Origin of the sequence: Streptomyces changanensis (assembly GCF_024600715.1) — a bacterium.
GTDB classification, from domain to species: domain Bacteria; phylum Actinomycetota; class Actinomycetes; order Streptomycetales; family Streptomycetaceae; genus Streptomyces; species Streptomyces changanensis.
In genome coordinates this window covers 3,429,006-3,442,486 of record NZ_CP102332.1, presented here as the reverse complement: position 1 = coordinate 3,442,486, position 13,481 = coordinate 3,429,006, and the positions used below count along the sequence as shown (strand labels likewise).

General features: G+C 75.4%; 9 protein-coding genes and 1 pseudogene. 6 read left to right on the top strand and 4 right to left on the bottom strand.

The genetic code is table 11. The features are described from left to right. Nucleotides 1-44 precede the first annotated feature (44 nt). Together NRO40_RS15220 and NRO40_RS15215 are read right to left on the bottom strand one after the other, a co-directional pair. Entirely contained in the window at nt 45-923 is an 879-nt protein-coding gene (locus tag NRO40_RS15220) for an ABC transporter permease (protein WP_058942039.1), read from the bottom strand. Beyond that, a complete protein-coding gene (locus NRO40_RS15215) occupies nt 920-1,888 on the bottom strand; it encodes an ABC transporter ATP-binding protein (protein WP_058942040.1) in 969 nt (322 codons plus the stop codon). Before NRO40_RS15215 ends, NRO40_RS15220 begins: the two co-directional genes overlap by 4 nt. A gap of 265 nt (nt 1,889-2,153) precedes the next feature. On the opposite strand from NRO40_RS15215, the pseudogene NRO40_RS15210 reads away from it, so the two are divergent. The 6 genes and pseudogenes from NRO40_RS15210 (at nt 2,154) to NRO40_RS15185 (ending at nt 8,303) form a co-directional block, all read left to right on the top strand. Further along, nucleotides 2,154-2,698: pseudogene (locus NRO40_RS15210) on the top strand (hypothetical protein). Then, on the top strand, nt 2,695-4,467 hold the full coding sequence (locus NRO40_RS15205) for an SDR family oxidoreductase (protein ID WP_058942041.1): 1,773 nt from the start codon (nt 2,695-2,697) through the stop codon (nt 4,465-4,467). The pseudogene NRO40_RS15210 and the gene NRO40_RS15205 overlap by 4 nt, the downstream one beginning before the upstream one ends. Before the next feature lie 176 nt (nt 4,468-4,643). Beyond that, on the top strand, nt 4,644-5,609 hold the full coding sequence (locus NRO40_RS15200; RefSeq protein WP_058942042.1) for a MerR family transcriptional regulator: 966 nt from the start codon (nt 4,644-4,646) through the stop codon (nt 5,607-5,609). A gap of 135 nt (nt 5,610-5,744) precedes the next feature. Continuing rightward, nucleotides 5,745-6,302: an RNA 2'-phosphotransferase gene (locus tag NRO40_RS15195; RefSeq protein ID WP_058942043.1), complete on the top strand. Its 558-nt coding sequence runs from the start codon at nt 5,745-5,747 to the stop codon at nt 6,300-6,302. Between the two features lie 88 nt (nt 6,303-6,390). Next, nucleotides 6,391-7,287, top strand: a complete 897-nt coding sequence (locus NRO40_RS15190) for an LLM class flavin-dependent oxidoreductase (RefSeq protein WP_058942044.1) — start codon at nt 6,391-6,393, stop codon at nt 7,285-7,287. 191 nt (nt 7,288-7,478) lie between these two features. Then, complete coding sequence (locus tag NRO40_RS15185; protein ID WP_058942045.1) at nt 7,479-8,303, top strand: Cof-type HAD-IIB family hydrolase; 825 nt, start codon at nt 7,479-7,481, stop codon at nt 8,301-8,303. 12 nt (nt 8,304-8,315) lie between these two features. Here NRO40_RS15185 and NRO40_RS15180 read toward each other — a convergent pair whose 3' ends face one another. Together NRO40_RS15180 and cydD are read right to left on the bottom strand one after the other, a co-directional pair. Continuing rightward, nucleotides 8,316-9,557: a M23 family metallopeptidase gene (locus tag NRO40_RS15180; protein WP_079047035.1), complete on the bottom strand. Its 1,242-nt coding sequence runs from the start codon at nt 9,555-9,557 to the stop codon at nt 8,316-8,318. 177 nt (nt 9,558-9,734) lie between these two features. Next, complete coding sequence (gene cydD, locus NRO40_RS15175) at nt 9,735-13,466, bottom strand: thiol reductant ABC exporter subunit CydD (RefSeq protein ID WP_058942047.1); 3,732 nt, start codon at nt 13,464-13,466, stop codon at nt 9,735-9,737. Nucleotides 13,467-13,481: the final 15 nt, after the last annotated feature.

Below are 13,481 nucleotides of genomic sequence, written 5' to 3'. Positions count from 1 at the left end.
CGGCCCATTCCTTCGGACGGTGGTGGAGGGCGACGGGAGGGCGGTCACAGGCCGGCCTTCCGGTAGCGGAGCATCAGGCCGGCGTAGGAGCCGGCGATGAGCCCGAGGACGACCAGCAGGTAGACCACGCCCGCACCGGTGCCGGGTCCGGCGCCGCCCGGGAAGGACGTCGTGGCGCCGAGGAAGGCGGTCTGCACGCCGTCGATGAGCGTGATCGGCGAGAACAGGCCGAGCCAGGTCACGGCGGCCGTGTTGTCCGTGCCCCAGGCGATGGCCTGGACGGTGGTGACGGCGCCGTACGAGATGAACAGCGCGGCGATGACCGCCGCGACGCCGAAGCCGCGGCGCGGCGTCAGCGCGGCCAGCAGCAGGCCGATGCCACCGAACAGGAGCGACAGCAGGGCCACGGAAGCCACCCCCTGGGCGAAGCCCTCGGTCTGCTCGGAGAAGTCCATCTTGGCCAGCAGGGCGCCCGCGTAGAGCAGGACCAGCGGGAGCGCGGTGAGGATGAAGAGCGCCGACGCCATGGCCGCGTACTTGGCGAGGACGTAGTCGGCCCGTTCGATGGGGCGGGAGAAGTACAGCGGGATGCTCCTGAAGCGCAGGTCCCGCGAGACGGACTGGGGCGCCTGGGAGGCCACGTACAGCGCGATGACCAGCTGCATGATGATCGCGTAGCGCGTGTAGTCGACGCCCAGGGAGGCGGACTTGGCGACCACGGCGACCGCGACGATGATCAGCGCCGGTACGCACATGACGCCCAGCAGGATCATCGGCAGCACCTTGGACTTGGCGCTGCGGCCCAGCCCGTAGGCGCCGCGCAGGGACTGCGCGAACAGGGACCTGCGCGCGTAGGCGCGGCCGAGGCGGGGACCGTCGTACTTGCGGTACCCGATGTTGTGGATCTGCGTCTCGGTGCTCATCGGGGCTGGACCTCCTGCGGCCGGCCGGCCGCGGCGTCGGGGCGGAACACCTCGGCGATGTGGTGGCGGCGCTGTTCCATGCGGACGAGGCCGAGCCCCAGGTCGGCGACGGTGTCGCGGACGATGTCGTAGGTCTCCTCGCCGGCCGCCTCCAGCAGCAGGACGTGGCCCGCGCCGGGCAGGCCCTCCTCCACGCGCGCGTGGAGGGTCACCCCGGCGGCGGCGAGGGCGGCGCGGAGCGCGGCCGTCCCGTCGGGGTGGGTGTCGGAGTCGGTGACCTCGACGGCGACCGTGGTCGTGGTCTGCGTGAAGTCGCTGGTGGAGCTGGAGCGCAGCAGGCGGCCGCCGTCGATGACGACGACGTGGTCGCAGGTGCGCTCCAGCTCGCCGAGCAGGTGCGAGGTGACCAGCACCGAGATGCCGAAGTCGGTCCAGACGCGGCGGATCAGGCCCAGCATGTCGTCGCGGCCGACCGGGTCGAGGCCGTTGGTCGGCTCGTCCAGGAGGACCAGCTGCGGGTCGTGGACGAGCGCCTGGGCGAGCTTCACGCGCTGCTTCATGCCGGTCGAGTAGCCGCCCATGGGGCGGTAGCGCTCCTCGTACAGGCCGACGTGGCGAAGCGTGTCGGCGGTGCGCTCGCGGGCCGCGGTCGGCGGCAGCCCGGACATGCGGGCCATGTGCACGACGAACTCGGTGGCCGACACGTCCGGCGGCAGGCAGTCGTGCTCCGGCATGTAGCCGACCCGCTCGCGGATGGCGGGGCCGCTCGTCGCCACGTCGAGTCCCAGCACCCGGGCGCGGCCCTCGGTGGCGGGGGACAGGCCGAGCAGGATTTTGATCATCGTCGACTTGCCGGCTCCGTTGGCACCCACGAGTCCGGTCACACCGGGTCCGATGTCCAGGGAGAGCCGGTCGAGAGCGGTCACCCGGGGGAACCGCTTGCTGAGGCTTTCGGTGGCGATCACAGTCACGGTTCGACGGTAGTGGCGGGGACCACACCGCACGTCAGTCCAGGCGGCTGGATCCGTCTCCGACTCCAGGCGTACGTGCCCGTACGGGAGGGGTATGCCGTGCGGGGTTTTCCACAGGCGGTCGACGCGCCCTTGACGTCGCCGCCGGGCATTGTCACATTCACTGGTGTCAAGTTGGTCGGTGTCGGACGGGTGTCGGGGTCACGGGTGTGCGTACCGCGCGCGGCCGGTGACGGCGCCCGCGGACGGGCGGGGTGGCATGACGGCGAGGACGGCGGCGGCGCGCGGGCCGCGGGGGGTCGGAGAGGCGGCGCAGCGTCTGGCGTACGCGTGCGCCGAGGCGGTGGCGGCGCGGTTGGGGCCGGGGGTCACCGAGCGGGAGGCGGCGCGGACGCGGCGGGACTGGCTGCGCGCCCGGGGCGTGCGGGTCCGCCGGGGGTACGCCGACCGGCACCGCGCCCACCCCTTCGGAGTGGTCGCGCACAAGGTGGGCCGGGTGCGGGAGCGGCGGTGGTCCCCCACCCTGTTCGGGTTCGGCACGCAGGCGTTGAAGGGGCTCGCGTCCGACGCGCCGCACGGCCACCGGGAGGGCTGGTCACCGCTGTGGTCGCCGCACGGGTTCTCCGACCATCCGCCACAGTCCGGGGTGTGGGCGTCGAGCCGCGCCTCGGGTTCCGGGGTACGGGAGCGAAGTTCGAGGAGCCGCTGGTGGTGACCGACTCCCGGGACCCGCGGGAGAGCGCGTTCCGGCTCGACGACGATCTGCCGCACGTCCGCCGATGGGCCGAGGAGGCCACCGCATGAGTCTGCTGAGGGGCGCCCGCGAGCGCTGGATCCGTACGGGCGGCATCGAGCTGTGCGTCGCAGAGCTGGGCGAACCGGACCGGCCCGTGGTCGTCCTCGTCCACGGCTACCCGGACTCGAAGGAGGTGTGGTCCGAGGTCGCCCTGCGGCTGGCCGAGCGCTTCCACGTCGTGCTGTACGACGTGCGGGGCCACGGCAGGTCGACGGCCCCGGTGCCGCTGCGCGGCGGGTTCAGGCTGGAGAAGCTGACGGACGACTTCCTGGCGGTCGTCGACGCGGTCAGCCCTGACCGGCCGGTCCACCTGGTCGGCCACGACTGGGGTTCCGTGCAGGGCTGGGAGTTCGCGACGATCGCCCGCACCGAAGGCAGGATCGCCTCCTTCACGTCGATCTCCGGGCCGTCGCTCGACCACTTCGGCCACTGGATCGGGCGGCGCGTCGCCCGGCCGACCCCGCGCCGCGTGGTCCAGCTCCTCGGCCAGGGCGCCAAGTCCTGGTACGTGTACCTGCTGCACACACCGGTGGTGCCCGAGCTCGCCTGGCGCGGACCCCTGGGGCGGCGGTGGCCGGACCTCCTGCGCCGGGTGGAGAAGGTACCGGCCGACGGCTACCCCACCGCGTCGCTGCCGTCGGACGCGGCGCACGGCGCGTGGCTGTACCGGGACAACGTCCGCCCGCGCCTGCGGCACCCGCGCCCCGACGCGTACGCGCACGTCCCGGTACAGCTGATCACCCCGACCCGTGACGCCTTCCTGTCGGAGCGGCTCTACGACGAGCTGGACCGGTGGGCCCCCCTGCTGGTGCGGCGGACGCTGCCGGCGAAGCACTGGGTGCCACGGACGCGCCCCGACCAGGTCGCCGCGTGGATCACGGACTTCGTGACCGCGCACGACGAGCGGGACGCCCCGGTGGCACCCGTACCGCCACCGCCCCGGCGGCGGTACGCGGACCGGTTCGCCGGGCAGCTGGTGCTGGTGACGGGCGCCGCGAGCGGTATCGGCCGGGCCACGGCGCTCGCGTTCGCCGGGGCGGGGGCTCGGGTGGTGGCCGTCGACCGGGACGCGGAGGGCGCGGCCCGTACCGCGGAGCTGTCCCGCCTGGTCGGCGCGCCGGCCGCGTGGGCCGAGGTGGTGGACGTGGCCGACGAGCCGGCGATGGAGGAGCTCGGCGCGAAGGTCGCCGCCGAGTACGGCACGGTGGACGTCCTGGTGAACAACGCCGGGATCGGCATGTCGGGGCCCTTCCTGGAGACGACCGGCGAGGACTGGAGGAAGGTCCTCGACGTCAACCTGTGGGGCGTGATCCACGGCTGCCGGATCTTCGGCGGGCAGATGGCCGAGCGCGGGCAGGGCGGCCACATCGTGAACACCGCGTCCGCCGCCGCCTTCCAGCCCTCCCGGGCCCTCTCCGCGTACTGCACCTCCAAGGCGGCGGTGCTGATGCTCAGCGAGTGCCTGCGCGCCGAGCTGGCCGGGCGGGACATCGGCGTCTCGGCGGTCTGCCCCGGCCTCGTCAAGACGGGCATCACGGCGACGGCGCTCTTCACCGGTGTGTCCGACGGGGAGCAGGAACGCCTGCGCGGGCGTGCGTCCCGGCTGTACGGGCTGCGCGGCTACCCGCCGGAGAAGGTCGCCGACGCGGTCCTGCGGGCGGTCGCGGAGAACCGCGCGGTGGTGCCCGTGACACCGGAGGCCCGGGGCGCCCGCCTCCTGTCCCGGCTGGCGCCGGGCGCGCTGCGCGCCCTCGCGAGGCTGTCGCCGCCGCTGTGAGCCGTCCGGCGGGGCGGCCGTACCATCCCAGGCGGAAGGCCCGGGCCGGTACGAAGGCCCCGGGACCGTGGGCCGGGGCCGGCGCGAAGGGCCCGGGGACGTGGGCCCGGGCCGTACTGAGCCCCGGGACCGTGGGCCCGGGCCGGCGCGAAGGGCCCGGCCAGTGAGGAGTGAGCGTGTCCGAGCAGCCGGCCGGCGGGACACCGGCGGCCGAGTACCGGATCGAGGACCTGGCGCATCTGAGCGGCGCCACGGTCCGGACGATCCGCGCCTACCAGGACCGCGGGCTGCTGCCCCGGCCCGAGCGGCGCGGCCGGGCCAACGTGTACGGCGACGCCCACCTGGCCCGGCTGCGGCAGATCGCGGACCTCCTCGACCGGGGCTACACCCTGGCGTCGATCAAGGAGCTGCTGGAGGCCTGGGACACCGGACGCGGCCTCGGCGGCGTGCTCGGCCTCGTCGCCGAGGTGAACGGCCCGTGGACGGACGAGCAGGCCGACCGCGTCACGCGCGCGGAGCTGGACGCGGCGTTCGGCGGCACGCCCGACCAGCGGGCCGTCGAGGAGGCCGTCGCGCTGGGCGTCCTGGAGCGGGTACCGGGGCGGGACGACGAGTTCCTGGTGCCCAGCCCGCAGGAGCTGGCCGTGGCGGTGGAGCTGTACGGGGCGGGGGTGCCGCTCCTCGCCATCGCCGAGCACCTGCGGGAGTTGCGGACGCATGTGGAGCACATCGCCCACCGGTTCCTGGAGTTCACCACGGAGCACGTCTTCGCCCGCTACCTGGGGCACCTGCCCCCGAAGGACGCCGACGCGGCGGAGGCGGCGGCCCTGGTACGCCGGCTGCGGCCGCTCGCCCAGCAGACCGTCGACGCCGAACTGGCCCGGGCGATGCGGCTCCTCGCGACCCGCCACCTCCAGCAGCACCTGGCCCCGGGCGGGCCGCCGGAGCGGGAGGACGAGGCGCGCTCCGTCGTCCTGCCCGCCGCGACGGTGCGGGCGGTGGACCGGCTGGTGGGCACGGCGGCCGCGCCGGCCTTCATTGCCGCCGCGGCCGAACGGGAGGTGCAGGCCCGGACCATGGACGCGCTCACCGCGCGGTCACGGACGTCACAGAAGTCCCCCGAAGAGGAAGGGAGCCCCTGAGAAAGGGAGGGATGGGTGCCCGTTGTCCACAGAATCATCGAAAACCCCTGTGGATAACACCAGTTGGCTGTGGACCAAACCTGTAGGCCGATTTTTTGGTGGCAGATCGGGAGTGATCCCTGCCACCCTGCCGCCATGGACGCACGACGCACCGTGAAGGTGTCGAAGTACCTCTCCCGGCACCTGCGGCACGAGCCGGAGCGGATCGGCCTCGTCCTCGACGCCCACGGCTGGGTCCCCGTCGACGACCTCCTGCACGCGCTGGCCCGGCACGGCGTGCCCCTCAGCCGCGCCGAGCTGGAGCACGTCGTCGCGTCGAGCGACAAGCAGCGCTTCGCCCTGGACGGCGACCGCATCCGCGCCAACCAGGGGCACAGCGTCGAGGTGGACCTCGCCCTGCCGCCCGCCGAACCGCCCGCGTACCTCTACCACGGCACGGTGGCCGCCAGCCTGGACGCCATCCGCGCCGACGGCCTGCGCCCCATGGGCCGCCACCACGTCCACCTCTCCCCCGACCGTGAGACCGCCCGGCGGGTCGGGGCCCGGCGCGGCAGGCCCGTCGTCCTGGCGGTCGACGCGGCGGCCATGCACCGCGACGGCCACGTGTTCCGCGTCAGCGCCAACGGCGTCTGGCTCACCGACGCCGTACCACCCCGCTACCTGCGGTTCCGGCAGCCCTCCGGGCAGGGATAGCCGCTCGGGCCGGCCGCGCGCGCGGCCGCCGGGCCGGCGCGCGTGCGGGCACGGCCGTGGCCGCCGGGACACGCGTATCGTCGGGGACATGCGTCTGAGCACGGTGATCCTCCCCATCCACCGGTGGAGTGAGGGACAGAAGATCTGGCGGCGGGCCGAAGAGCTGGGCTTCCACGCTTCCTACACGTACGACCACCTGTCCTGGCGAAGCTTCCGGGACGGTCCGTGGTTCGGTGCGCTGCCGACGCTGACGGCGGCGGCTGTCGTGACGGAGCGCATGCGGCTGGGGACCTTGGTCACGTCGCCGAACTTCCGCCACCCGGTCACCCTCGCCAAGGAGCTGATCTCCCTGGACGACATCTCCGGGGGCCGCGTCACCCTCGGCATCGGCGCGGGCGGCAACGGCTTCGACGCGACGGCGCTCGGCCAGGAGGCGTGGACGCCGCGGGAGCGGGCGGACCGGTTCGCCGAGTTCGTGCCGCTGCTCGACCGGCTCCTCACCGAGGGCGCCGTCACCCACGAGGGCGCCCACTATTCGGCGGTCGAGGCGCGCAACGTACCGGGCTGCGTGCAGCGGCCCCGGCTGCCCTTCGCCGTCGCGGCGACCGGGCCGCGCGGGATGCGGCTCACCGCCCGGCACGGCCAGGGCTGGGTGACCACCGGGGACCCGAAACTGTTCGAGACGGGCACGCCGGAGCAGTCGCGGGCCGCCCTGAGCGAGCAGCTCGACCGGCTGGCCAAGGCGTGCGCCGACGCCGGGCGGGACGTGGCCGAACTGGACAAGGTCCTCCTGACCGGCTTCACCCCGGACCGGGGGCGTCCGCTGGAGTCCGTGGACGCGTTCGTGGACTTCGCCGGGCGCCACGCGGAGCTCGGGTTCGACGAGATCGTCCTGCACACGCCGGTCCCCGACTCGGACTTCGCCGCCGACGAGGCCGTCTTCGAACGGATCGCCACCGAGGCACCGGCCCAGCTGAACGGCTGACGGACCGAGTCGCCGGTCCGGTGAGGGCGGACCGCCCGTACCCGTGTTGTCCGGGTGTTCCCCCTCCGCACACCCGTGCGGCACGGATGGCTCAGATGCGCACCCTTTCGCACGTCCGTGCACCCGGGTGCCGCCCGGTACGGGACAATGGGCCCGTGACCTCACCGACGACCTTCCCGGGCAGCCGACCGATGGCGCGGCGGCGTCCGCGCCTGATCGCCACCGACCTCGACGGGACGCTCCTGCGCGACGACAAGACCGTCTCCGACCGGACGGTCGCCGCACTGGCGGCCGCCGAGGACGCCGGCATCGAGGTCTTCTTCGTCACCGGGCGGCCCGCCCGCTGGATGGACGTCGTCAGCGCGCACGTCCACGGCCACGGTCTCGCCATCTGCTCCAACGGCGCGGCCGTCGTCGACCTGCACGCCGGACGGCGGATGGTCGAGGTACGGCCCCTGGACCGGGCGACCGCGCGCGACGTCGTCACGACCCTCCGGCGGGAGGCCCCCGGTACGGCCTTCGCCATGGAGTTCACCGACGGCATCCGCCACGAGGCGGAGTACCCGCCCCTCCACCTCGACGCGTCCGTCGCCGTCGGACCGGCCGAGGAACTGCTCCACGAGGACGAGCCCGGGGCGGGCGCGCCGCTGCTGAAGCTGCTCGCCCTCCACCGCGACCTCACGCCCGACGGTTTCCTCGCCCTGGCCCGCACCGCCGCCGGACACCGCGCCACGATCACCCGCTCCAGCCCGACCGCGCTGCTGGAGGTGAGCGGCCTCGGGGTCTCCAAGGCGAGCACGCTCGCCCTGTGCTGCGCCGAGCGGGGCATCTCGTCCGACGAGGTCGTCGCGTTCGGCGACATGCCGAACGACATCGAGATGCTCACCTGGGCGGGCACGTCGTACGCGATGGGCAACGCCCACCCGGACGTCGTCGCCGCCGCCTCCGGCCGGACCGTCGCCAACGAGGACGACGGCGTCGCCGCCGTCATCGAGACGCTGCTCGCCGCCCCCTGACGGTGGGTGGCGCTACCGCGGGCCGCCGCTCAGGGTGACCCCGCGCTCGCGCAACCAGCGCACCGGGTCCACCCCCGAGCCCAGGTGCGGTGTGAGCCTCACCTCGAAGTGCAGGTGCGGCCCGGTCGAGTTGCCCGTCGTCCCGGCCAGGCCGATGCGCTGCCCGGCGGTGACGGCCCGCCCGGGCGCCACGGCGGCGGACGCCAGGTGGGCGTACTGCGAGTACCAGCCCTCCGCGTGCCGGACGACCACCTCGATGCCGAAGGCGCCCCCGCACGCCACCGAGTGGACGCGCCCCGCCCCGATCGCCCGTACCGGGGTGCCGATGTCCACGGCGAAGTCCTGCCCCGTGTGCCGGTGCGCCCAGTGCCGGCCCCTACCGGCGAACGGAGCCGACAGGGTGTAGCCGTCCTCCTCCGACACCGGTGCCACCCAGGTACCGCCGCCGCCCTCCGTACCGGCGGCGGCCTCCGTAGCGGCGGCGGCCGGGTGTGGCGGCTCCGCCCCTCCCGGACTCCCCGGCGCGGTGAGGCCCCCCGGAGCGGCGGGGCGGGCCGGAGCGGCGGGGCCGTCCGGCTGGGCCGTCGAGGTCACCCCCCGGCACGTGCCCGCCGCGACGCTGCGGTCCGCCGCCGCCTGGAGCCGCCACCGCGCGCGCTCCAGACGCGCCACCAGGTCCCGCCTCACCTGGGCGAGCCGGTCGCGCCGCTCCTCCAGCTCCCGCCACGCCGCCCGCGCCCGGGCCGCCGCGTCCGCCAGCCGCCGTTCGGCCCGGGCGGTACGCGTGAGGAGCCGGTCGACGGCCGCGTCCGCCTGTCGCTCCACGCCCTGCGCGCGCAGGGCGTCCTCCGGGTCGTCGGCGAGGAGCAGACGCGACGCCGCCACCGCGACGGAGCCGCCCGTCCGGTACTGGGCCCGGGCCAGCTCGCCGACGCGTCGGTTCAGGGCGGCGAGTTCGCGTCGGGTGCGGGCCAGCTCCGCCTGGAGGCGGTCGGCCTTGACCTGCTGGGCGGCGGCGCCGCGCCGTCCCCGCTCGTACGCGGCGGTGATCCGGGCCGCCTCGTCGAGCAGCCGCGACACCTCGGCGCCCGGCGACGGCCCGTCGAACCGGCCGGGACCGCCGGTGCCGACGGTCCCGGCCGTGAGCGCCGCGGCGGGGGAGGGGTGGGCGAACGGCAGGGCGAGGGCGAGCAGGGTGACCAGCGCGGCGGGCACCGACCCGAGCAGTGGCCGCCGACCGTGGGGAGGGCGCATCCCGGGATCGTCACCCTTCCGCCGCGCCATCCCCGGCATCTCGCCGCGCCGAACGGCGCCGTACCGCCGACCGGCCTACAGCCGTACGGCCGTCCGGCCCATCCCCGCACCCCCCGGTGGCACGAGTAGCGCCGGTACGCCGACCGCCGGTACGCAGCCGCCGGTACCCCTCGCCCGCTACCGGCCGCGGGGAGCCGGCGACGCGTCACCGGCGGCGTGACGGAGGTCGTCCGCCGCGCGCTCGCGGTCCCGCATCCGCCGCAGCGGTCCGTCGACGGCGACGAGCTCCGCGTACGGGCCCCGCTGCACGACCCGGCCGCCCGCGAGGACGAGGACCTCGTCGACCGCGTCGAGCCCGTGCAGCCGGTGCGTGATGAGGAGCGTGGTGCGGCCGTGCGTCGCCCGCAGCAGGTCGTCGGTGAGCGCGTCGGCCGTGGCCAGGTCGAGGTGCTCGGCGGGCTCGTCGAGGACGAGGACCGGGAAGTCGGCGAGGAGCGCCCGGGCGAGGGCGAGGCGCTGCCGCTGGCCGCCGGAGAGCCGCGCGCCGTGCTCGCCGACCAGGGTGTCCAAGCCGTCCGGCAGGGATTCCACCCACTCCAGGAGCCGGGCCCCGGCGAGGGCCCGCCGCAGTTCGTCGTCGTCGGCGCCGGTCCGGGCGAGCCGGAGGTTCTCCCGGATGGTGCTGTCGAAGAGGTGGGCGTCCTGGGCGCAGAGCCCGACGAACCGGCGTACGTCGTCCCCGTCGAGCGTCGACGCGTCGACACCGCCGAGGCGGTACGTGCCGGCGCCGGTCTCCAGGAACCGCAGCAGCACCTGCGCGAGGGTCGTCTTGCCGGCCCCGGAGGCGCCGACGACGGCGACGCGCCGCCCCGCCTCCAGGCGCAGGTCGAACGCGGCGAGGGCGTCCCGGTCCTGGCCCGGGTGGCGTGCCGCGATCCCGTTCAGCTCCAGCGGGAAAGGGCTCGCGGGCGGCGGGGCGGGGGACTCCGGCTCCGCGACGGGCAGCGGCGCGTCGAGCACCTCGAAGACCCGCTCGGCGCTGCGCCGTACGCGCTGCCGGTACTGCACGGCCGACGGCATGCCCGTCACCGCCTCGAACGCGGCGAGCGGGAGGAGGACGACGACGGCGAGCGCCACCCCGTCGAGGCGACCGTCGCGGACGGCCTGGACGCCGACGAGCGCGGCGGCCGCCACGGTCAGCCCCGCCGTCAGTGCGATGAGCCCACCGCCGAGCGCCGTCGCGGCGGACTGCCGGGCGGCGATCCGGGTGAGCGTCCCGTCGGCCTCGCGCGTGCGCTCGACGCGCCCGCGCACCGCGCCCGCCACGGTCAGCTCGGCGCAGCCGCGCAGCAGGTCGACGACCCGGGTGGCCAGCAGACCGCGTGCCGGCGCGAGCCGCCGCTCGGCGCGGCGGGCGACGGCACCGCCCAGCGCCGGGGCGGCGACGCCCGCGACGACGAGGCCCACGGCAAGCACCGCCCCCGCCCCGGGCAGCAGCCACGCCGTGAACCCGACCGCGCCGGCCCCCACCAGGACGGCCGTACCGGCGGGCAGCAGCCAGCGCAGCCAGTAGTCCTGGAGGGCGTCGACGTCGGAGACGAGCCGCGAGAGCAGGTCGCCGCGCCCGGTCCGGCGCAGACCGGCGGGTGCGATCCGCTCCAGGCGCCGGTAGGCGGCCACGCGGAGGTCGGCGAGCATGCGCAGCACGGCGTCGTGCGAGACCAGCCGCTCGGCGTAGCGGAAGACGGCCCGACCGGTGCCGAAGGCGCGCGTCGCCGTGACGGCGACCATCAGGTGGAGGATGGGCGGCTGTTCGGAGGCCCGGGAGATGAGCCAGCCGGAGACCGCCATGAGGCCGACGGCCGACCCGAGGGCGAGGCTGCCGAGGAGCAGCGCCAAGGCGAGCCTGCCCCGCAGTTCCCCCGCCATCGCCCGGATCCGCGCCGGCACCCTCCTGCCGTCCTGCGGGCCGGCGGGAGTGGTGCGGGCGGTGGGGGTGGTGGCCGGTTCGGGACGGGGAGCCGGCTGCCCCCCGAACAGGCCGCCCACGACGCCGAACGCGTCGTCGACCATGTCCGCCCCGACGTCCCGCACGCCGCCGGCCGACGGGCCGCCGGATCCCGGCACGGCCCCGCCACCGGGGCGCGCGCCGGAACCGGGCACGCGGGTCTCCAGCACGGCCTGATCCGCATCCGCCGCGGCCGGACCCGCCGCCGGTACGGCCGGACCCGCCGCCGGTACGGCCGGACCCGCCGCCGCGGGTCGGTCCTCCGGCGTGCCGGACCGCAGCGCGACCACGCGGTCGGCGACGGCGAGGAGGGCGGGCCGGTGCACGACCAGGAGGACCGTCCGGCCCGCTGTGAGGCGGCGTACCGCCCGCACCACGGCCTCTTCCGTGCCACCGTCCAGGGCGGCGGTCGGCTCGTCGAGCAGCACCACCGGCCGGTCGGCCAGGAACGCCCGGGCGAGGGCGAGTCGCTGCCGCTGCCCGGCCGACAGACCGGCGCCGTCCTCGCCGAGTACCGTGCCGACGCCGTCCGGCAGTTCACCGACGAAGTCCGCGCCGGCCTCGCGCAGCGCGGCCCGTACGGCGTCGTCGTCCGCGTCCGGCCTGGCCAGGCGGACGTTGTCCGCGAGGGTCCCGGCGAAGAGGTAGGGGCGCTGGGGCACCCAGGCCACGCGTTCGCGCCACCGCTCGGGGTCCAGGTCGGCGAGGTCGACGCCACCGATCCGCACGCTCCCCGACTCCGGTGCGGTGAAGCCCAGCACCACGTCCAGCAGCGTCGACTTGCCGACCCCGCTCGGTCCGACCAGGGCCACCGTCTCCCCGGGGCCGACGACGAGCGAGGCGCGGTCCAGCGAGGGTTTCGCCCGCCCCTCGTGGCGTACGGTCACCGCGTCGAGCGCGATGCGGACCGGTCCTGCGGGCAGGACGGCCGTACCGCCCTCCCGCACGGGTGTCTCCAGGACCGCGAAGACCTCCTCGGCGGCCGACAGGCCCTCCGCCGCCGCGTGGTACTGCGTACCGACCTGGCGCAGCGGGAGGTATGCCTCCGGCGTCAGGATGAGGATGACCAGGCCGGTGTACAGGTCGAGCGTGCCGTGGACCAGGCGCATGCCGATCCCGACGGCGACCAGGGCCACCGAGAGCGTGGCGAGCAACTCCAGCGCGAAGGAGGACAGGAAGGCGATCCGCAGGGTGCGGAGCGTCGCCTGCCGGTACTGCGAGGTGATCGTCCGGATGGATTCGGCCTGGGCCTTCGCCCGGCCGAATACCTTCAGGGTCGGGAGCCCGGCCACCACGTCGAGGAAGTGGCCCGACAGCCGTGACAACAGCCGCCACTGCCGGTCCATGCGGGCCTGGGTGGCCCAGCCGATGAGGACCATGAAGAGCGGGATCAGCGGCAGGGTCACCACGATGATGGCCGCCGACACCCAGTCCTCGGTCACGATGCGCGCGAGGACGGCGACGGGGACGACCACGGCCAGGCCGAGCTGCGGCAGGTAACGGGCGAAGTAGTCGTCCAGCGCGTCCACGCCGCGTGTGGCCAGCGCCACGAGCGACCCGGTCCGCTGACCGCTCAGCCAGCCGGGGCCGAGGGCCGCCGCCCGTTCCAGCAGCCGGTCCCGCAACTCGGACTTGACGGCGGCACTGGCCCGGTGGGCGGCCAGTTCCGTCGACCACGCCACGAGGGCGCGGCCGGCGGCGACCGCCGCGAGCAACGTCAGCGGCAGGGTGAGGTCACGGACGTCCAACCCCTGCTGGAACGCCCCGACGACGATCTCGGCGATGAGCATCGCCTGGGCGACCACGAGCGCCGCCCCGGCCAGCCCGAGGAGGACCACCGTCGCGAGGAAGAGACGGGTGGCTCCGGCGTACCGGAGCAGACGCGGATCGATCGGTTTCACGTGAAACATCCCCTG

Coding starts and splice junctions, on each gene's coding strand:
- NRO40_RS15205 (WP_058942041.1), top strand. CDS start 2,695: ATGAGTCTGCTGAGGGGCGCCCGCGAGCGCTGGATCCGTACGGGCGGC.
- NRO40_RS15220 (WP_058942039.1), bottom strand. CDS start 923: ATGAGCACCGAGACGCAGATCCACAACATCGGGTACCGCAAGTACGAC.
- NRO40_RS15185 (WP_058942045.1), top strand. CDS start 7,479: ATGGCGCGGCGGCGTCCGCGCCTGATCGCCACCGACCTCGACGGGACG.
- NRO40_RS15180 (WP_079047035.1), bottom strand. CDS start 9,557: ATGCGCCCTCCCCACGGTCGGCGGCCACTGCTCGGGTCGGTGCCCGCC.
- NRO40_RS15190 (WP_058942044.1), top strand. CDS start 6,391: ATGCGTCTGAGCACGGTGATCCTCCCCATCCACCGGTGGAGTGAGGGA.
- NRO40_RS15195 (WP_058942043.1), top strand. CDS start 5,745: ATGGACGCACGACGCACCGTGAAGGTGTCGAAGTACCTCTCCCGGCAC.